This is a genomic window from Sphingomonas sp. OTU376, from assembly GCF_038440415.1.
In the GTDB taxonomy this organism is placed as follows: Bacteria; Pseudomonadota; Alphaproteobacteria; order Sphingomonadales; family Sphingomonadaceae; genus Sphingomonas; species Sphingomonas kyeonggiensis_A.
In genome coordinates this window covers 91,308-109,753 of the sequence record NZ_JASATQ010000008.1, presented here as the reverse complement: position 1 = coordinate 109,753, position 18,446 = coordinate 91,308, and the positions used below count along the sequence as shown (strand labels likewise).

Sequence of the window (18,446 nt, the reverse complement as noted above, 5' to 3'; positions counted from 1 at the left end):
CCCCCCCCCCCCCCCCCCCCCCGCGCCCGCCCCCCCCCCCCCCCCCCCCCCCCCCCCCCCCCCCCCCCCCCCCCCCCCGGGGAACCGAAAGTGGAATGACGGCCCCAGCTACGCCAGCACATAGGTCAGCCGGATCACATCCGGACCGATCCGCTCGTCCGCCACCAGCCGCAGCCTCGGCCGTGGCCCCGCGAAATAGGGCTTGCCGCCGCCCAGCACGACCGGGTGCAGATAGATGCGATACTCGTCGATCAGCCCCAGCTCGGTCAGGCTCTGCGCCAGGATCGTGCCCGAGACTTCGATCACCCCGTCCCGCCCCGCCTTCAATTCCCGCACCGCCGCCGCAAGGTCATCTCCAAGCAGCATGGCATTGGGCCCGACCGATTCCAGCGAGCGCGACGCCACCCATTTCGGCATCGCCCGCCACGCCTCGGCATAGTCGCGCCGGGCCGCGTCCCATTCGGGATGCTCGTCGTCCCAGTAGCGCATGATTTCATACATGCGGCGGCCATAGATGCTGCCGGTCAGGCTCCGCACATCCTCGATGAAGTGCCGGAAGACGATCTCGTCGGGCGCGAACGCCATGTGATCGACATAGCCGTCGAGCGACTGGTTCAGGGCATAGACGAGCCTGGCCATGGCGATCTCCTTCGGAAGGGTATCCATACACACTTCCGGTTCCCCGGCGAAAGCCGGGGCCCAGGGCCACAAGCGAGACGATGGAGAAACCCCGGACCCCGGTTTTCGCCGGGGAACAGCCAGCCTAACCGCCCGGCTTGATATAAGGCGCGACCGACCAGAGCAGCCGCTCCTCGCGACGCGGATCGTCCACCACGCGCGTATCCACATCGAAAACCATCGTCGGCCGCTTTTCCAGCTCGAATTGCGGCCAGGCCGGGATGCCAGCACAGTTCGGATCGCCGGTGCGGGCAAAGGCGATGAAGACGTCCGCCATCCGCCCCGCCAGCCGCCGCGCCTCGGGCCCGTCGCCGGTGCGCGCGCCCCTGGCGCCGGTATTGTCGAACACCAGCGGGATATCGAGCGTATGGAAGGCGCCGAGCACCCCGCCCGCCTCGGGCGACGGGAAGTCGAGCTGGTACATCCAGGTCGGCGCGCCGATCTTCGCGCGCTCCTCGGCCTGGATCAGATGGCCGGGCCAGGAACGCCCCGCCGTGCTTGCCGCCAGCAGGATCTGGCCGGGCGTCTTCTCCGGGTAGATCTCGCGGTAACGCTGCACCACCCAATCGGGCGCGACGTCCTTGGTGATCTGCGCCGCGACGCGCTCGGTCAGATTATCCCAGCTGGTATCGCCACGCTTCAGCACTTCGCCCAGCCAGAAGCCGGTCTCGTCATGCGTGTTACCGACGATCAGCGGAATATGCGCCGCCTCGCGCGGGGCATCGGGCACGAAGGGATGGCGCGGCAGCACGCCGTGATCGAGCGTGGAGGTGAAGCTGATCTCGCCCTTCCCCTCCAGCGGATCGGTCATGCCCATCGCCCCGACCAGCTTTTCGACCGGCAGCGTCGCCAGCGCACCGACGTCGGGAGCACCGGCCTTCGCCATCCAGGCCCTGGCCCGCGCGGTCGCGTGCATCGGGCCGGCGGCGGTGACGTGCTGGCCGCTCATCGTCGCGGCGCGGTGGAAGAGCGGCCGCGCCTCGGGCATCGCCATCAGCGTCACCACCTTGGCGCCCCCGCCCGACTGGCCGAAGATCATGACGCGCGACGGATCGCCGCCGAAGCCCGCGATATTGTCGCGCACCCATTGCAGCGCGAGCACGATGTCGAGATTGCCGACATTGCCCGATTCCGCCGGTCCGCCGAGCTGGGCGAGATAGGCATAGCCCAATGCCGCCAGCCGGTGGTTGAGCGTGACCACAACCACATCGCCGCGGCGGACGAGATGGCTGCCATCATAGAGCGGGTCCGATCCCGATCCGTGCGCATGCGCGCCGCCATGGAGGTAGACCATAACCGGGCGCTTCCCGGCACCGAGCGCGGGCGTCCAGATATTGAGGAACAGGCAGTCCTCACTGGTTGGCTCTTCCGCCCTGGTCTGCGGCGCGGCCGGGCCGTAGCGCGTGGCATCGGCCACGCCCTTCCACGCCACCGGAGGCAGAGCCCGCCGGAAGCGGCGGGTGCTGGTATCGGCGCCGTAGCGGACGCCCTTGAACACCAGCACGCCTCGCTCGCTCAGCCCCCGGACCCGGCCATAGCGGGTAGTGGCAACCGGATCGCCCTTGGCTCTGCCCAGCGCCGCGCCGGCGGGCAGCAGCAACGCACCGCCCAGCACCACGCCGCGCCGGTCTATCACGCGCCCGCCGTCTGGGCGCAGAGCCGGCGCATCGGCTCGAGCGCGGGATTGGCGTTGTCGCGGCGCCAGGCCATGTGGAGCTCGACCGGGTTCTCCGGATCGGTGCGCAGCGCGCGGAACTGGACATCCATCAGGTGCAGCCCCGATGCCGATTGCGGCACCAAGGCCGCCGCCAGCCCGGCATGGACCAGCCCGAGCATCGAATGGATCTGGGTGACGTGCTGCACATAGAGCGGCGAGACGCCGGCATCGTCGAACAGCCGCACCAGCATGTTGTGGAAATAGCCCGCGCCCTGGCGGGCATACATGATCAGCGGCTCGTCATCGAAGTCGGACAGCTCGAAGCTCGGCCGCGACTGGCGCGGATCGCCCGGCGGCAGCGCCACCACCAGCGGCTCGTGCAGCACGCACAGCGTCTCGAACTCGTGCCGGTCGATCGGCGGGCGGACAAAGCCGATGTCGATCAGCCCGGTAAGCAGCGCGTCGACCTGGTCGCCGCTGACCATCTCGTGCAGGTCGAGATCGATATTGGGCAGGCTCGCCCGGGCATTGGCGACGATGTGCGGCACAAGGCCATAGCCCGAGACGGCGGTGAAGCCGATCGCCACCTTGCCGGCATCGCCCTGCGCCACGCGCCGGGCGGAGAGCGAAGCGCTTTCGGCAAGCCGGACGATGCGCCGCGCCTCGATCAGGAACACCTGCCCCGCCGGGGTCAGGCTCACCTGGCGGCTGGTCCGCTCGAGCAGGGTGACGCCGAGGATGCGCTCGAGCAGCTGGATCTGCCGGCTGAGCGGCGACTGGGTCATGTTCAACCGCTGCGCCGCGCGGCCGAAATGGAGTTCCTCGGCCGCGGCGACGAAGCAGCGGAGCTGGCTTAGCTCGAACATGGACCCAGCCTATCGCAGTTGGCTTCTCCCTGTCACGCGGCGTGCGCGACCGACTTGGCGGAGACACCCTCGACCAGCGCGCGCAGCTCGTCATGCTCGGCGGCGGTGAGGTCGGTCAGCGGGGTGCGCACCGGGCCCGCATCGCGCCCGACGACGCGCATGCCCGCCTTGACGATCGACACCGCATAGCCGCGTCCACGGTTACGCAGCGCGATATAGGGCAGCACGAACGCCTTGAGCTGGGCCATCACCTCGGCCTGGTTGCCGGCGCGGACGGCGCGATAGAAGTCGAGCGCCCATTCCGGCATGAAGTTGAAGATCGCCGAGGAATAGGTGGTGACGCCCATGGTGAGGTACGGCGTGGCGAAGGTCTCGGCCGTAGGCAGCCCGCCGATATAGGTGAGCCGGTCGCCCATCCGCGCGAAGATGCGGGTCATCAGCTCGATGTCGCCCACGCCGTCCTTGAAGCCGACCAGGTTGGGATTGCGCTCGCACAGGCGGGCCAGCGTCTCGTCGTTCACCACCGCATTGTCGCGATTGTAGACGATCACGCCGAGCCCGGTGGAGCGGCACACCTTCTCGACATGCGCGGCCAGGCCTTCCTGGCTCGAGCCGACCAGATAGGGCGGCAGCAGCAACAGGCCGTCGGCGCCGGCCTTTTCCGCGCCCTGCGCGATCTCGGTGGCGATGGCGGTGCCATAGCCGCAGCCCGAGATCACCGGCAGCTTGCCATTGGCCTCGGCCACGGCAGCCGCCACGACGGTGATGACTTCGGCCGGGGTCAGCGAGAAGAACTCGCCGGTGCCGCCGGCGGCGAACAGGCCGGTCAGCTCATGCTCGAGCATCCAGGCGCAATGCGCGCGATACGCATCCTCGACGAAGGCGCCATCGGCATCGAAATGCGTGACCGGAAAGGACAACAGGCCGCCGCCAAGGCTGCGCGCCATTTCAACCGGGCTCCAGGTCGTCACGATCTTCTCCTAATCGCCGCCCGTCGCATCGACGGGGGTCGGGTTCGATCGTTAGCTATTGGGTGATCCCCTTCGCGTCCAAACCAAAGCCGCGATGGATCGATGCAAGACTTGGCTTGATCCACATGCAGGTGCGGGGGGGGGGGGGGGGGGGGGGGCGGCGCCCCCCGCGGGGGGGGGGGGGGGGGGGCGGGGGGGCGGCCCCCATCACCGTCACCGACCAGCCGACCGCCTTGCCGGCGAACTGGGTCTTCACCTTCTGGGCGATCTGCGCGACGGCGAGTGCTTCCTGGTTGATCTTGATGCCGCCCTTGGGGAGCCAGCTGCCCGAGCTTGCGGGGCGCAGCTTGTAGGGGCGGCTGACCGGCTGGTCCTGCGCCGGAAAGCGTTGGCGCAGTTCGAGGGGCGAGACCTGGCGAAGGTCCTGGGCGGTTACCTGGAGTTGCGGGCGGACGGTAACCTGGCCCAGGGCCGGCGCCGCCACGCCAAGAAGGGGAATCGCTACGAGGACGTGCTGCAACTTCACGGCTCTTCTCCGAAAGACAGAGGCACTGGGCTGGTGCGCGCCAAGCCGGTCCGATTCGGGCGATCGATGCCGGCGACGAAAGAGCGATCCCGCACACGCCTATAGCCGATGCCGGGCGGATCGGCATCGTAAAAAAACCGTTCAGTACCTATGTTTGGCGAATAAAGTCGCGGCGATCAGCCGAATTTCTCCGCATGCGCGTGCTCGTTGCCGGCGGCGAGCAGCGCGGCCTGTTCGCGCCAGCCCTGTTCGGCGATCGTGCCGGCGGGCAGCTCAAGCCGCTGCTCCAGCGCCGCCTCGTCGGCGGGCGCCATCTTCTCGATCTCGCGATAGGTCTTGATGCCCAGCTCGTTGAGCCGCTTCGCCTGGGCGTCGTCGATGCCCTTGATCCGCACCAGATTGTCGCGGCCCCAGCCGAACCAGCCACGCCAGGCAGCACCCGGCTTGTCGTCGGCCGCAACCGGGGGGGCAGGGACCTGGCCACGCAGCGCCTTCACTTCGGCCTGGAGCGCGCGGATGCGTTCCTCGGCCTCGTCGCGGGTGCGCGCGTGCTCGAGTTCCTCGTCCTGATAGCGCTCGCGCCACTTCGCCCCGCCCGAACGGCTGGCCAGCCCCAGGAACCAGCCGGCGACCAGAGTCAGTCCCAGCGCCGCAAACTGCGTCGCGGTTTCGAACGGAAGCGGCATTATCGGGCGATCCTAGTGGGCGTGCTCTGGGTGTGCGGGCTCGGCTGCTGCCGGCTCCGCATGCGGGGGCTCGTCATGCGCCACCGGCTCGGCGGGGGCAACGGCAGCCGGCGCTTCCTCGACATGCACGGGTTCGGCGTGCGCGGCGGGTTCCGGAGCGCGGGGCGGCTCGGCGGGAGCCGCTTCGGCTGGTGCGGCAGCGTCGTGCGATTCCACCGCATGGGTGACCGCGGCGCCCGCAACGGCCCCGGCGACCGCGGCTGCAGCCACGGTTGCGGTCGAATGGCCTTCGGGCTGGGGTGCGGGTTCGGGCGCAGCGGCGGCGACGGGCTCGGCCACCGGTGCCGGTGCAGCTGCGCGCAGCTTCGCATTCTCGGCTTCCAGGTCGCGGATGCGGCGGGCGGAGTCGCGCAGGTCGCTCTCGGCGCGGTCGCGATAGCCCGCGTTGTCGATCTCTTCTTCCTCGAGGCGCTGGCGCCACTTGCGGCTGCCGCTGTGGCTGGCGAGCCCCAGGAACCAGCCGGCGATCAGCGTCAGACCCAGCCCGGCGAGCTGCGTGATCGTCTGGAACGGCAAATCATGCATCGAGTCGACCTCCCCTTAGTCGGGCGGGAGGCTATCTCGCCCGGGCAGGTCGCGCTACCGAAATTGGTTAAGGACCCTTGGAGATCAGCGCGTCGTTGATCGAGCAGGCCGCCGGGCCAAGGATCACGATGAACAGCACCGGCAGGATGAACAGGATCAGCGGCACGGTCATGATCGCGGGCAGGCGGGCGGCCTTTTCCTCGGCGCGCATCATGCGCTCGTTGCGGAATTCGGCCGAGAGCACACGCAGCGCCGAGGCGAGCGGGGTGCCGTATTTCTCGGTCTGAATCATCGTGGTGACCACGCCGCGGATCGAATCGAGGTCGATGCGCTCGGCGAGATTCTCGAAGGCCTGACGGCGATCGGTGAGGAAGCCCAGCTCGATCGCGGTCAGCTGGAATTCCTCGCCCAGCTCGGGATAGGCCTTGCCCAGTTCCTTGGAGACGCGCGCGAAGGCGGCATCGACGGTGAGTCCCGCTTCGGCACAGATCACCAGCAGGTCGAGCGCGTCGGGCAGGCCCTTGCGGATCGCGGCACTGCGCTTGGTGATCTTGTTCTTCAGGTAGATGTCGGGGAACTTGTAGGCGAGAATGAAGCTGCCGGCGACCAGACCATAGGCCTTCATCGGGCTCCAGTCCGAGAACATCTCGGTGCCGTAGACGAAATAGAGCATCGGCCCGCCGATCACGATCGGCAGGACCAGGCGGCCGAAGATCACCGCGACCGCGAATTCCTTGCGGCGGATGCCGGCCTGGAGCAGCTTGGTCTGCGCCTGCTTGACCTGGCTGTCCTGCAGCACCTTCATCGAGGAGAGCAGCGAGCGGATCCGGTCGGTGGTCTCGCTCTTCTGGACCAGCTTGGCGCGGCGCTTCGAGGTGGAGGCGGTGATGCCCGCCTTGAGCTGCTCGCGGCGTTCGTTGAGCGACTTGACGCGCTTCGCCATCGGGTCGCGCACCGTGGTGGCGGCGTAGATCGCCAGCAGCACCGCGAAGGCGGCGACGGCCGACAGGATCGATGCCACCCAGATGATGTCGATGCCCATGATCGTGGGGCCGGAAGGAGGTGCGCCGTTCATCGCATCAGATCTCGAAGTTGACCATCTTGGCCATGATGAAGGCACCGAGCCCCATCCAGATCAGGCCGCCGCCGCCGATCATCATCAGCCGCTCGTCCTTGAAGAAATTGGCCATGTAGTTGTTGTTGATGAACCACACGAGCGTGAACACGATGAAGGGCAGGGCGCCCACGATCAGTGCCGACGCCTTGGATTCCGAGGACATCGCCTTGATCTTCAGCTTCATCTGGGCGCGCTTGCGCAGCACGTCGGCCAGGTTGGCCAGCGTCTCGGCCAGGTTGCCGCCGGTCTCGCGCTGGATCTGGATGGTGATGGTGAAGAACTGGAATTCGGGCGTGCCGAGCCGGTCCGCGGTTTCCTGAAGCGCGGTGTCGAGCGACTTGCCGATCTTCATCTTGTCGCTGACCGCGCGGAATTCCTCGCCCACCGGGCCTTCGACTTCCTGCCCGACCACACCCATCGTCTCGGTGATCGGCAGGCCCGAGCGCAGGCCGCGCACGAGCAGCTCGATCGCGTCGGGAAACTTGGAGGTGAACTTGGCGACGCGGCGCTTGATGAAGAAGCCGACCACGAAGTGCGGCAGGCCGACGCCCAGGAATAGGCCGACGCCCAGCGCCAGCAGGATCGGCAGGCCCTGGAGCAGGATCAGGCCGGTGGGCACCAGCGTGAGGCCGGCGCTGACCATCATATACTGGCCAAGCGTCCATGGCTTGCCCGTCATGTTCAGGCGCTTCTGGAGCAGGGCCGGATTGGGCAGGAAGCGGGCGGCGGTCGCGTCCATCTTGGTCGCGCGGGCGGCGGCCACCCGGCGCATCTGCGCTTCCATCGCGTTGGCGCCGACGGCGCTCACCACGTGGCGCTCGCGCATCGTCTTCACGCGGCGCGCGCCTGCACGCTCGGCGGATGGGCCCGAAAAGGCGAACACCATCAGCACGAGCACCAGGAAGGTGCCTCCAGCGAGCATCAATACCGGCAGCATGTCCACGCCGCGCTAACTCCGCCTGTGTGATCCCCGCGCAGCCTGGCTGCGCAAAGGTTACTTCCTTGCCTTGACCGGCATCTTCACCTTGAACTTCTCGAGCAGCGAACCGCCGCCCTTGGCCGGCTTTCCGCCCTTGGCCTTCGCCTTGGCGCCGCCGTCATCGGTGCCCGAATCGGCGATGCCGACGATGCGCTGGGCAAGGTCACCCAGCGGTGCCACGCCCTTGTTGCTCCGGCCCACCTCGGCAAGCGGCTTGCCCAGCTTGGCCGATTGCGATGCCAGCTTGGCGTCGAACGGCAGCAGGAAGTCGATCTTGCGCTCGATCGAGCCTTCGAAGTCCTTGCGGCTGATCTCCAGAACGCCCGCCTGCTGGATTTTGTTCGCGACCACGATGACCTGGGTCTGCGGCGCGTTCGACTTGAACCAGCTGAGGATGCGGATCGCGTCACGCGCGGCGGCGAGCGTCAGCTCGGTCACCAGCACGGCCACCTGCACATCGGTGATCAGGTGCGGATGGTTGACCAGCATCGAGCGCGGCAGGTCGACCACGGTGCACTCGAAGGCGGTGCGGATCTCTTCCTGCAGCTGATAGAAGGCCGCGCCGTCGGTCATGATCGGCGAGTGGATCGGCGCCTCGGCGCTGAGCACCGCGAGCCGGTCCGACGCGCGCACCATCGCGCGCTCGATGAACAGGCCGTCGATGCGGCTCGGATTCTCGATCGCGTCGGTCAGGCCGCGGCCGGGCTCCAGGTCGAGCGCGAGCGCGCCGGTGCCGAAATGCACATCCAGGTCGAGCAGCGCCGTGGTGCGGCCCTGCTTCTCGCCCATCAGCCAGGCGAGCGAAGTCGCGATCGTCGAAGCGCCGGCACCGCCGCGGGTACCGATCACCGCGACCGCGCAGTGCGCGCGCTCGGCGCCGGTCTCGGCGGCCTTTGGCGCGTTGAGCGCGGTCTGCGCCTGGGCGAAGGCATCGCGCAGCGCATCCGGGTTCAGCGGCTTGAGCAGATAGTCGTGGATGCCGCTGGCGACGAGGTCGCGATACAGGCGCACGTCATTGACCTGGCCCGATGCGATCACGACCGTGCCCGGTTCGCAGACTTCGGCGAGCGCGTTGATGTCGTTCAGCGGATCGCCGCTCTCGGACAGGTCGACGAACAGGATGTTCGGGCTGGCCGAGACCGACAGGGTCTGGACCGCGTTGCGCAGGCCGCCCTTGTTGACCTTTTCCGGCGACCAGCCGAGCTCGACGGCGATCGGACGCAGGATCTCCGCCGTCGCCTCGTCGCAGACGAAGGCAACGAACGGATCGCGATGCCCGGTGCGGGCGGGATTGAAGGGCGCGTTCACTTCGGCGTGCTCCCACCAGAGTTCAGCGTGGCGCCGCCGGCGCCCGAGGGCGCTGCCGTACGGAAGGCACCGATCGCCTTGGCGCTGGTCGCCGGGTCGCCGGTGGGCGAGCCGGGCGCGCCGCGGACGAGATCGGCCGGATCGGCGATCATCGCGGCGAGGTTGGCATTGGTGGAGCAGCCATAGTTGGAGCTGGTGCTCGCCTCGAACGTGTATTCGGCGGGACGCGAATTGTCGGGGCAGCCCGGCACCGCAGCGGTCATCCGGGTGACGACCACGCGGATCGTGCCCGGCGCGATCTGGCCGGCGGTCACCGGGGCGCGATCGGCGAGGATCAGGCCGTAGCGGCCCGCCTCGGCGGCGATTTCCTGGCGGCCGGTGGTGCCGGCGGCGCCGTCGTCGATCGCCACGCGGTCGCCGTAGCGCAGGTTCATCGCCGACATCCAGCCGGCCAGGCGCTGGCTCTCGCCGGCGGCAAGGCCATAGCCGGTGGTCTGCAGGTCGAGCACATAGTCGTTACGCTGAACGACCGGCTGATGCACCGATTCGACGCCGCCATTATAGGTGCCGCAGCCTGCGAGCAGCAGCGCCGGGACGAGCAGGGGAGTGAAGCGCGGAAGCACGGGCGATCTCCTCGTCAGTCGCATCGGGATCAGAAGCCGAAGCCGGGGGCCGCGGAGCCACCCTTCTTCTGCTTGCGGTTGTTGGTGGGAGCCGGCGCGACCTGGACGGGCGCGACGGGCTGGTTGGTCGGTGCGGGCGAAAAGGCGCCCACCGCGGGCTGGCCGTCGGCCGGCGCCATGCTCGGCTTCGGACGATCGTTGGTCTTGTCCTTGCCCGAGAGCGAACCCAGGAGCACGCGCTCCAGGTCGTTCGGCGCGCGATAGCCGTCGGTCGGCAGCACGATCTGGTTCGCGTTGACCGGCTTCACCAGATACGGGGTGATCACGATCACCAGCTCGGTCTCGTTGCGCTGGAAGCCGTTGGAGCGGAACAGCGCGCCGAGCACCGGCACGTCGCCCAGGCCGGGCGTCTTGGTGACGGTGTTGTTGTGGCTGTTCTGCAGCAGGCCGCCGATCACCATGCTTTCGCCCGAACCGAGCTCGACCGTGGTCTCGCTGCGGCGCGTGCTGAGCGCGGGGATGGTGACGCCGTTGAGCTGCACCGCGCCGGCCGAAGTCAGCTGCGACACTTCGGGGCGGACCCGAAGCGAGATGCGGCCGTCGCTCAGCACCGTCGGCGTGAACGCCAGGCTGATGCCGTACTGCTTGTACTCGACGGTGGTGGTGCCCAGGCCCTGCGCCACGGGGATCGGAATCTCGCCGCCGGCCAGGAAGTTGGCGGTCTCGCCCGATCGCGCGGTCAGGTTCGGATTGGCCAGCGTGGTCACCTGGCCGATCGTCTCGCCGATATCGATCGCCGAGAGCACGTCCAGGCCGAACAGCTTGCCGGCCAGGCCCATGGTGGCGTTGTCCGAGCCGCGGGTGATGTCGGCCAGGCCGCTCGCGCGCGGGTTGAGGAACTGGCCGGTCGAGGGATCATAGGCGCCGGTGATGCTGACGCCGTTCTGCGTCATCGTCGCGACCGGATATTTGGCCAGGTCGGCGGCGGTGAACGAACCCGGGCTGCGGCCCTGGGCCAGGCCGAACTGGAAGCCGCCGGTCGAGTCCTTGGTCGTGAAGTTCACGCCGATATTCTTGACGAAGCTGCGGCTCACCTCGGCGAACTTCACCTGCAGCTGCACCTGCAGCGGCGTGGCGGTCTTCAGCCGGTTGATCACCGCGATCTTCACCTGGGCGTTCGGATCGCTGCCGTTGACGCCCGGGTTGAGCAGGCTGGTGACCAGGCGCTGGGCCTGCTCGCTGTCCTGCGGGGACTTCACCGTGCCGTTCAGCACCGCGATCTGGCCGACCGTGGTCACCTGGATGTCGGCATCCGGCATCGCGACCTTGATCATCCGGTCGATCGAAGTGAGGTTCTGCGCGACGCGGACGGTGGTCGAGAACACCACCGCGCCCGAGGCGCTGGTGGCGAACACGGTCGCTTCACCGAAGTCCTTGCCGAACAGGTGGATCTGGCGCGGATTGTTGACATAGACGTCCGCCACGCCGGGGTTCGACGTCCAGACATTCGCCACATTGCCCGGCAGCGTGATCAGCTGGCCCTCGCCGATCGACAGCAGGATCTCGCTGGTCGGGCGCTGGGTGCCGGCCGGCAGGCTGGCGACGCCGACATTGGCGCGCGACTGGCTCGGGCGGGTCTGGTGCGGGCGCTTGGCCTTTGCCGATTGGGCGAAGCCGGTCGCCGGCGCGCCGACCATCGCGGTCGACACGATCGCGGCAAGCGAGCGCTTCAGAAGAAGCTTGCTGGTCATCTTAGTTCTTGCCCCCCAGAGCAACGGCGGTCTCGGCATTGCCGCGAACGATGGTGACGACCGGGCCGCGCGGAGCGACCGCACCCGGATAGCCTTGGCCCGGCGCCACGCCGGCAGGCGCCCCGCCCATCGGGGCGGCGTCGCGCGGCTTGGCCGGAACGGTGCTGCGCTGGAAGCGCGACACGTCGGCGCCGGTCGCGAAGGTGGTCGCGCCCTCCTGGGGACGCGTCGCCACCTTGGCGATCATTTCCTTTTCCTTCTTCGGATCGGTCGGCACTTCGACGTCGCCGGCGGCGATCGCTTCCTCGAGCTCGCCCTGGTTGTCGGCGATCGAGCGCAGCGACAGCGAGAGCGTGCCGATGGTCTGCGCGACCGCGATCTTCTCGGCGATCTTCGGAGTCGCCTCGACCGTCACGGTCGAGAAGGTGTTGACGATGGTGTTGCCCTTGTCGTCGGTCTGCTTGTCGGTCTTCTGGTCGGTGGCGAGCACGCGCAGGTTGCGCAGGATCGTCTCCGAAGCCTTGAGCGGCGGGCCATCGCCACCGCCCGACACCGACTGGGTCAGCACCAGGTCGATCCGGTCGCCCGGGAAGACGAAGCCGGCAACGGCGCTCTGGGTCGAGACGGGCACGGTGACCGCGCGCATGCCGGCGCCGAGCGCGGCGGCGAGGAAGCCGCGGTCGCCGGGCTTCACCAGCGCGCCCTGGGTCACCGGCTGACCGGCGGGAATCGGGAAGCGAACCACGGTGCCGACCAGCTTGGCCGGATCCGATTCGCTCTTCACGTAATAGGCGCCCTCGACCAGCTCCTTGGGCCAGGGGCGGAATTCGAGCGACTGGGCGTCGAGGATGGTGCCCACGGGCAGCTCGCGCTTGGCGACGAGCACCTCGGTGGTGTTCTGCGGCTGCACCGCGGCAGGCACGGCCCCGGCCTGGGGCGCGGGTGCGCCGCTCATCAGGCTGCGCGCCATGAATGCGGTGATTGCGGCCACGACCAGCGCACCGACGAGCAGGATCAGCTTGCGTGCATCCATTTCGCTATTCCCAAGCCTTCTCAAAAAAACGTCGGCGTTGTGGTTGCGCCAGCGTTAAGTATTCACCCGAACTGGTTAAAAATCGGTTCGCGAAGAACGAGCAGCGCTGCGATTGCGATGGCCACGCCATAAGGAATTTCCACAGGTCCCCCCCGGGCCGGCCGCAGTTTCTTCTCGATCACCATCACCAGGGTGAGCCCGCCGCCGATCAGCGACATCAGCACCAGCATCCACACCAGCGGCTGCATCGGCAGCCATAGTGCGAGCGCGCCGATCATCTTCACGTCGCCGCCGCCCATCTGCCCCAGCGCGAAGGCGCCCAGGAAGAAGCCGAAGACCAGCGTGGCGATGCCCAGCTGCAATGCCATGTCCGGCCACAGGGCCAGCCCGTTCGCCCACCACCAGAGCGGCGCCATCAGCGCGATGGCCGCATTCTTCCAGTTGGCGATCTCACGGGTGCGCGCGTCCTGGATGCCCGCCGAGACGAGCAGCAGCGCGAGCGCAACAAGCAGCAAGGTGACGAACCACTCCCCCATAGGAGCAAAGTCCTAGACGGGACGGCTTATCAAAACGTAACCAAGCGATATGCGTGAAAATCCGGATATTCGCCGTACCCTCCCCGCCGGGGCCAAGGTCCACCACTGGACCGCGCCCGATGGCTGGCACCTGCGCGCCTTTGCCTGGCCCGCCGACACCGCCACGCCGCGCGGCTCGATCCTGTTCCAGGGCGGCCGCGGCGACATCTTCGAGAAGTATCTGGAGGCGTTCCACCACTGGCACGAACAGGGCTGGACGATCACCTCGTTCGACTGGCGCGGCCAGGGCGGCTCGGGCCGGCTCACCTCGCGCGCCAATTGCGGCGACATCGACAGCTTCGACAGCTTCATCGCCGATCTGCGCGCCTTCTATGCCGAATGGGAAGCCGCGACTCCGGGACCGCATGTCGTGATGGGCCATTCGATGGGCGGCCATCTGATCCTGCGCGGGCTGGTCGAAGGCGCGATCCGCCCCGATGCGGCGGTGATCGTCGCGCCGATGCTCGGCGTGAAGAGCGCGCTGGGCCCCTTTGCCGAGCGTGCCGCGCGCATCCTGGGCGGAGTCGGCGATCCCACCCGCCCGGCCTGGAAGAGCAACGAAAAACCCTATACCACCGAAACCCGGGCCAACCTGCTCACCCATGATCGCGATCGCTATTCGGACGAGATCTTCTGGCAGCAGCACAATCCCGAGATCGTCACCGGCCCGCCGAGCTGGCGCTGGCTGATCCAGGCGTTCAAGTCGATGCGCGAGCTTGCCGGCAATCCGAAGCTCAGGAAGATGCCGGTCCCCGTGCTGGCGCTGGTCGCCAAGGCCGATGGGCTGGTCGACGCAAAGGCCGCGCTCAGGATCGTTCCCAGGCTGCCCGATGCCCGCATCGTCAGTTTCGGCAAGGAAAGCGCGCACGAGATCCTGCGCGAGGGCGACAAGGTCCGCAATCGCGCGATCGGCGAGATCGACCTCTTCCTCGCCGCCCGCGCCCAGCGTCGCTGATGGCCTATGACGTTGCGATCATCGGCGCCGGCATCGCCGGGGCCAGCCTCGCGGCCGAGATCGCGCCGCATGCGCGCGTGCTGCTGCTCGAGGCGGAGGACCGTGCCGGCTATCACTCGACCGGCCGCTCGGCGGCCTTCTGGTCCGAAAGCTATGGTGGTCCGGCGATCCAGCCGCTGACCACCGCCTCGGGTGGGCCCTTGCGTGACGGCGGCTATCTCGAGCCGATGGGCTCGGTCCATATCGGCCGCGCCGACGAGGCGTGCGCGATCGACGCGTTCCTCGCCGAGTTCGAGGGCACCGGAGTCGAGCTGCGCGCCGTCGATCCCCAGGCGCTGATCCCGGGGCTGCGCCCCGAATGGACGCTCGGGGTGCTAGAGCCGAGCTGCGAATATATCGATGTCGGCGCGCTCCACGGCGACATGCTCGCCACGGCCAAGCGGGCAGGGGCGGCGCTCCATACCGATGCCGGCCTGCTCTCCGCCCGTCGCGAAGCCGGCCGCTGGCTGCTCGAGACGCGCGCAGGCGCGTTCGAAGCCGATATGCTGGTCAATGCCGCCGGCGCCTGGGCCGATCCGGTGGCCGAGATGGCCGGTGTCACTCCGCTCGGCATCACGCCCTATCGCCGCACGATCATGCAGTTGAAGACCGATCCCGCGCCGGCGCCGCTCAGCCCGATGGTCGCGCATATCGGCGGCAGCTTCTACTGGAAGCCCGAGGCGGGCGGCCGGCTCTGGCTAAGCCCGCATGACGAAATCGAGACCCCACCCTGCGACGCCCAGCCCGAGGATCTGGACGTCGCGCTGGCGATCGACCGGTTCGAGCATGTCGTCGACTGGCGGATCGAGAAGCTCGAGCACAAATGGGCGGGCCTGCGCAGCTTCGCGCCCGATCGCCTGCCGGTCTATGGCTTTGCGGGCGACGCGCCGGGCTTCTTCTGGTGCGCGGGGCAGGGCGGCTTCGGCATCCAGACGGCGCCCGCCGCCGCGCAGCTCGCCGCGGCGCTGCTGCTCGGCACCTCGCCCGATCCCGCGGTGGCGGCTATTGACCCGGCCACCTATTCGCCTGCACGTTTCGGCGGCTAACTTAGGTTAGCGGTTTGAGTCCGGGAGAAAGCGAATGGCACACAAGTTCGTGATCGAGCAGAACAAGGCTGGCGAGTATGTCGCCAAGTTCAAGTACAACAGCGAAGTGATCTTCTGGACCGAAGGCTACACGACCAAGGCGAGCGCGAAGAACGCGATCGAGTCGATCCTTAAGAACGGCCCCGGCGCTCCGGTCGAGGAGGGCTGAGCCCTTCCCACTTCCGTTCCCCGGCGCAGGCCGGGGCCCAGGGTTTCTCCGCTGGAATTCTTCTGACCCTGGGCCCCGGCGTTCGCCGGGGAACTGGCCGGCGCAGCGGGCGAGGTACGGCCATGAAGCTGCGCACCCTTCGCGCCCTCTGGGCCGCGCTTCTCGCCACAGCTGTTCTCGCCGCATGCGGGCCAGCGCCCAGGCTGGCGGATGGCTGTTATTATCTTGGCACCAGACCGGTCATGCGACTCGCGGGCAGCGATGGGCGTTTGCTCGTCCCCGGTGCCGTGCATGACTTCCGGGTGGTGCGGGCGGGCGCCGAGATACAGGTCACGCCGGGCTTTCTGTTCGACGGCAGCGGCGATGCCGATCTGCACAGCGTGGCCTGGAACGCGCCGCAGCGCTTCGAGATCAAGCGCGATGCGCGCGAACCGACCCTGGTGGTCCACCGGGTCGCATGGGGCGACAGCGCGCTGAAATCGGGGCCGGCCTGCTAGGCGCCTTCCCATGTGGAGCTTCGCGCGCTCCGCATCCCCCAAACGGATCATTCGGTGTCTTTCCCCGGCGCCGTCGCGCGGGCAGTGTGGCTGTCGTCAGGCCCGGGGGATCCGATGGAAATTGCACGCCGCACGTTGCTGATGGCAGGAATCGCTGCCTGTATGCCGTTGCCCGCCTTTGCCGGTGCGGCAGCGGCCGAGCCGCTGGTCGTGCTGATCTCGCTGCCGGTCTGGTCGCTCAGCATGGGCCTCGAAACCCCGGATTTCGCGCTCTATGCCGATGGCACGGCGATCTATCGGCATGGCGAGGGTTTTCGGACGGTCCGGCTCGAACCGTTGGAGCGTGATGCGCTGGTTCGGGACCTGAACCTCCCCGTGCAGGCCGGGCTGGCCCGCCACTATGAGGTGGAAAGCTGGACTGACGGCAGCAATGTCACGCTGTATCTGTATGGCGCGGAGTCGCCGCAGGTCCTCTCGGTCTATGGCGACCCGTCGATCGCGCGGGTGCGCGAGAAGCTGCCGCCGTTGGTCGTCGCAGCCTATGATCGGCTGGCGCATTTCGATCCTCCGGGCGCCACGGCGTGGATGCCCGAGCGGATCGAAGTCGTGCTCGGCCTCTATAATCCGGTGCCGGAAGGCGCCCCGCTTGCATGGCCGCGGCGCTGGCCCGGCCTGAATGATCCGCGGACCGTCCACTGGAAGGATGGCCAGTACAGCCTCTATCTGCCGGTGCAGGATCTGCCCGCCCTGGACCGCCTGTTGGCGCGCAAGGCGCCGGGGCAGCCGATTGCGATCGACGGAAAGTCCTGGGGGCTCATGCCGCGCATTCCCTTCCCGGGCGAGGCGCGCTGGATGAAGCGGGAACGCGCCTAGCCCTCCCTTGCAATGTAGGATTTCGCCTGCTTGGCTGGCGCGGTCGGGCTCGTTGCCCGCCGCTCTTTGCCCTGTCGGATGAAATAGGATCACGCGCGCGCAACAATGTTGCGGGATGAATCGCGTTTCCGTCAAAAGGGTCAAAATTGCCGCAGCGAAAACGCGCTCTTGGCCTGTACTTCGTGTACTTTCGCGAGTCGCCGGCGCCCGCGCTGTAGGCAAGCGCCGGCGTGAATCTCACCAGTTGAACATCGTCCCGTCCTCGAGCCGGTTCACCGGCAGATAGGCGCGCTTGTACTCGTATTTGGCGGCCAGGACCTCGTCGATGTCCACGCCCAGCCCCGGCTTGTCGCCCGGGTGCATCAGCCCGTTGTTGAGGCTGTAGGCATGCGGGAACACCGCGTCGGTCTCCTCCGAGTGGCGCATATATTCCTGGATGCCGAAATTCGGCACCGACAGGCCGAAGTGCAGCGCCGCCGCCATGCATACCGGCGACAGGTCGGTCGCGCCGTGGCAGCCGGTGCGCACCTGGTAGAGGTCGGCCAGTGCGGCCACCCGGCGCAGATGGGTGATGCCGCCGGCATGCACCACGGTCGCGCGGATATAGTCGATCAGCTGTTCCTCGATCAGCTGCTTGCAGTCCCAGATCGAATTGAAGATCTCGCCCACCGCCAGCGGGGTTGTGGTGTGCTGGCGGATAAGCCGGAAAGCGGCCTGGTTCTCGGCCGGCGTGGCGTCTTCCAGCCAGAACAGCCGGTACGGCTCCAGGTCCTTGCCCAGCCTGCCTGCCTCGATCGGGGTCAGCCGGTGATGCACGTCATGCAGCAGGTGGATGTCCCAGCCCAGCGACTCGCGTGCCTTGTCGAACAGCTCCGGCACGAAGCGCATGTATTTCGACGTGCTCCACTGCGATTCCTCGGGCAGCGATCCCTTGGCCGGCTCGTAGTAGAAGCGCTCGCCCGACACGCCATAGGTCGTGGCCATGCCCGGCACGCCCGACTGGAGGCGGACGGCCTTGTAGCCCTGCTCCAGATATTCGTGGGCGCGTTCGATCGTCTCGCTGATGTCAGAGCCATTGGCATGGCCATAGACCATGCAGCCTTCGCGGGCGGCCCCGCCGAGCAGCTGGTAGACCGGCATGTTGGCCAGCTTGCCCTTGATGTCCCACAGCGCCATGTCGACGGCGGCGATCGCGCTCATCGTCACCGGGCCGCGGCGCCAATAGGCGCCCTTGTAGAGATACTGCCAGATATCCTCGATGCTGTGCGCATCGCGGCCGATCAGGCAGGGAATGACGTGATCGTTGAGGTAGCTGGCCACCGCCAGTTCGCGGCCGTTGAGCGTCGCGTCGCCGAGGCCATAAACGCCCTCGTCCGTCTCGATCTTCAGCGTTACAAAGTTGCGGCCGGGGCGCGTCACGATAACGCGGGCGGCAGTGATACGTGGCAAGTTTAAACCCTCTCAAGTGGTCAG

At 67.9% G+C, this 18,446-nt stretch carries 20 protein-coding genes; 5 read left to right on the top strand and 15 right to left on the bottom strand.

Translation table 11 applies throughout. The features are described 5' to 3' along the window. Positions 1 to 108: 108 nt before the first annotated feature. The 14 genes from AAHM44_RS05815 to AAHM44_RS05750 all read right to left on the bottom strand — a co-directional run bounded on the left by AAHM44_RS05815 (position 109) and on the right by AAHM44_RS05750 (position 13,316). Positions 109 to 666, bottom strand: coding sequence for a dihydrofolate reductase family protein (locus tag AAHM44_RS05815; RefSeq protein WP_342249336.1), 558 nt, complete (start codon positions 664 to 666; stop codon positions 109 to 111). A gap of 97 nt (positions 667 to 763) precedes the next feature. Further along, complete coding sequence (locus AAHM44_RS05810) at positions 764 to 2,314, bottom strand: carboxylesterase/lipase family protein (RefSeq protein WP_342249335.1); 1,551 nt, start codon at positions 2,312 to 2,314, stop codon at positions 764 to 766. Further along, on the bottom strand, positions 2,311 to 3,201 hold the full coding sequence (locus tag AAHM44_RS05805) for a LysR family transcriptional regulator (RefSeq protein WP_184171257.1): 891 nt from the start codon (positions 3,199 to 3,201) through the stop codon (positions 2,311 to 2,313). Before AAHM44_RS05805 ends, AAHM44_RS05810 begins: the two co-directional genes overlap by 4 nt. A 32-nt stretch (positions 3,202 to 3,233) precedes the next feature. Then, complete coding sequence (kdgD, locus tag AAHM44_RS05800) at positions 3,234 to 4,172, bottom strand: 5-dehydro-4-deoxyglucarate dehydratase (RefSeq protein ID WP_342249334.1); 939 nt, start codon at positions 4,170 to 4,172, stop codon at positions 3,234 to 3,236. Positions 4,173 to 4,227: 55 nt separating this feature from the next. Further along, complete coding sequence (locus tag AAHM44_RS05795; RefSeq protein ID WP_342249333.1) at positions 4,228 to 4,698, bottom strand: hypothetical protein; 471 nt, start codon at positions 4,696 to 4,698, stop codon at positions 4,228 to 4,230. Positions 4,699 to 4,874: 176 nt separating this feature from the next. After that, positions 4,875 to 5,384, bottom strand: coding sequence for a hypothetical protein (locus AAHM44_RS05790; RefSeq protein ID WP_342249332.1), 510 nt, complete (start codon positions 5,382 to 5,384; stop codon positions 4,875 to 4,877). A gap of 12 nt (positions 5,385 to 5,396) precedes the next feature. Next, a complete protein-coding gene (locus AAHM44_RS05785) occupies positions 5,397 to 5,969 on the bottom strand; it encodes a hypothetical protein (protein WP_342249331.1) in 573 nt (190 codons plus the stop codon). A 67-nt stretch (positions 5,970 to 6,036) separates the two neighbouring features. Continuing rightward, the gene (locus tag AAHM44_RS05780; protein ID WP_269572682.1) at positions 6,037 to 7,044 is read right to left on the bottom strand and encodes a type II secretion system F family protein; all 1,008 of its coding nucleotides are present in this window, start codon (positions 7,042 to 7,044) and stop codon (positions 6,037 to 6,039) included. A gap of 4 nt (positions 7,045 to 7,048) precedes the next feature. Next, positions 7,049 to 8,029: a type II secretion system F family protein gene (locus AAHM44_RS05775; RefSeq protein WP_269572681.1), complete on the bottom strand. Its 981-nt coding sequence runs from the start codon at positions 8,027 to 8,029 to the stop codon at positions 7,049 to 7,051. Positions 8,030 to 8,080: 51 nt separating this feature from the next. Continuing rightward, a complete protein-coding gene (locus AAHM44_RS05770) occupies positions 8,081 to 9,373 on the bottom strand; it encodes an AAA family ATPase (RefSeq protein WP_269572680.1) in 1,293 nt (430 codons plus the stop codon). After that, positions 9,370 to 9,996, bottom strand: a complete 627-nt coding sequence (locus AAHM44_RS05765) for a CpaD family pilus assembly protein (RefSeq protein ID WP_311768512.1) — start codon at positions 9,994 to 9,996, stop codon at positions 9,370 to 9,372. Before AAHM44_RS05765 ends, AAHM44_RS05770 begins: the two co-directional genes overlap by 4 nt. 29 nt (positions 9,997 to 10,025) lie before the next feature. Then, positions 10,026 to 11,747, bottom strand: coding sequence for a type II and III secretion system protein family protein (locus AAHM44_RS05760; RefSeq protein ID WP_269572679.1), 1,722 nt, complete (start codon positions 11,745 to 11,747; stop codon positions 10,026 to 10,028). Between the two features lies 1 nt (position 11,748). Further along, on the bottom strand, positions 11,749 to 12,780 hold the full coding sequence (cpaB, locus tag AAHM44_RS05755) for a Flp pilus assembly protein CpaB (protein WP_269572678.1): 1,032 nt from the start codon (positions 12,778 to 12,780) through the stop codon (positions 11,749 to 11,751). Positions 12,781 to 12,842: 62 nt separating this feature from the next. Next, entirely contained in the window at positions 12,843 to 13,316 is a 474-nt protein-coding gene (locus AAHM44_RS05750) for an A24 family peptidase (protein WP_184168977.1), read from the bottom strand. Positions 13,317 to 13,365: 49 nt separating this feature from the next. Here AAHM44_RS05750 and AAHM44_RS05745 point away from each other — a divergent pair, with 49 nt between their 5' ends. From AAHM44_RS05745 to AAHM44_RS05725, 5 genes are all read left to right on the top strand, one after another. Next, positions 13,366 to 14,310: an alpha/beta fold hydrolase gene (locus tag AAHM44_RS05745; protein WP_269572677.1), complete on the top strand. Its 945-nt coding sequence runs from the start codon at positions 13,366 to 13,368 to the stop codon at positions 14,308 to 14,310. Then, positions 14,310 to 15,395: an NAD(P)/FAD-dependent oxidoreductase gene (locus tag AAHM44_RS05740; RefSeq protein WP_269572676.1), complete on the top strand. Its 1,086-nt coding sequence runs from the start codon at positions 14,310 to 14,312 to the stop codon at positions 15,393 to 15,395. The genes AAHM44_RS05745 and AAHM44_RS05740 overlap by 1 nt, the downstream gene beginning before the upstream one ends. Before the next feature lie 34 nt (positions 15,396 to 15,429). Continuing rightward, positions 15,430 to 15,603: a YegP family protein gene (locus AAHM44_RS05735; RefSeq protein WP_269572675.1), complete on the top strand. Its 174-nt coding sequence runs from the start codon at positions 15,430 to 15,432 to the stop codon at positions 15,601 to 15,603. Between the two features lie 122 nt (positions 15,604 to 15,725). Further along, entirely contained in the window at positions 15,726 to 16,100 is a 375-nt protein-coding gene (locus AAHM44_RS05730; RefSeq protein WP_342249330.1) for a hypothetical protein, read from the top strand. Positions 16,101 to 16,241: 141 nt separating this feature from the next. Continuing rightward, complete coding sequence (locus AAHM44_RS05725) at positions 16,242 to 16,973, top strand: hypothetical protein (RefSeq protein WP_342249329.1); 732 nt, start codon at positions 16,242 to 16,244, stop codon at positions 16,971 to 16,973. 237 nt (positions 16,974 to 17,210) lie between these two features. Here AAHM44_RS05725 and manD read toward each other — a convergent pair whose 3' ends face one another. Next, positions 17,211 to 18,422, bottom strand: coding sequence for a D-mannonate dehydratase ManD (gene manD, locus AAHM44_RS05720; protein WP_269572672.1), 1,212 nt, complete (start codon positions 18,420 to 18,422; stop codon positions 17,211 to 17,213). Positions 18,423 to 18,446: the final 24 nt, after the last annotated feature.

Coding starts and splice junctions, on each gene's coding strand:
- AAHM44_RS05780 (WP_269572682.1), bottom strand. CDS start 7,044: ATGAACGGCGCACCTCCTTCCGGCCCCACGATCATGGGCATCGACATC.
- AAHM44_RS05785 (WP_342249331.1), bottom strand. CDS start 5,969: ATGCATGATTTGCCGTTCCAGACGATCACGCAGCTCGCCGGGCTGGGT.
- AAHM44_RS05750 (WP_184168977.1), bottom strand. CDS start 13,316: ATGGGGGAGTGGTTCGTCACCTTGCTGCTTGTTGCGCTCGCGCTGCTG.
- AAHM44_RS05760 (WP_269572679.1), bottom strand. CDS start 11,747: ATGACCAGCAAGCTTCTTCTGAAGCGCTCGCTTGCCGCGATCGTGTCG.
- AAHM44_RS05740 (WP_269572676.1), top strand. CDS start 14,310: ATGGCCTATGACGTTGCGATCATCGGCGCCGGCATCGCCGGGGCCAGC.
- AAHM44_RS05735 (WP_269572675.1), top strand. CDS start 15,430: ATGGCACACAAGTTCGTGATCGAGCAGAACAAGGCTGGCGAGTATGTC.
- AAHM44_RS05790 (WP_342249332.1), bottom strand. CDS start 5,384: ATGCCGCTTCCGTTCGAAACCGCGACGCAGTTTGCGGCGCTGGGACTG.
- cpaB (WP_269572678.1), bottom strand. CDS start 12,780: ATGGATGCACGCAAGCTGATCCTGCTCGTCGGTGCGCTGGTCGTGGCC.
- AAHM44_RS05805 (WP_184171257.1), bottom strand. CDS start 3,201: ATGTTCGAGCTAAGCCAGCTCCGCTGCTTCGTCGCCGCGGCCGAGGAA.
- AAHM44_RS05730 (WP_342249330.1), top strand. CDS start 15,726: ATGAAGCTGCGCACCCTTCGCGCCCTCTGGGCCGCGCTTCTCGCCACA.
- AAHM44_RS05725 (WP_342249329.1), top strand. CDS start 16,242: ATGGCAGGAATCGCTGCCTGTATGCCGTTGCCCGCCTTTGCCGGTGCG.
- AAHM44_RS05745 (WP_269572677.1), top strand. CDS start 13,366: ATGCGTGAAAATCCGGATATTCGCCGTACCCTCCCCGCCGGGGCCAAG.
- AAHM44_RS05815 (WP_342249336.1), bottom strand. CDS start 666: ATGGATACCCTTCCGAAGGAGATCGCCATGGCCAGGCTCGTCTATGCC.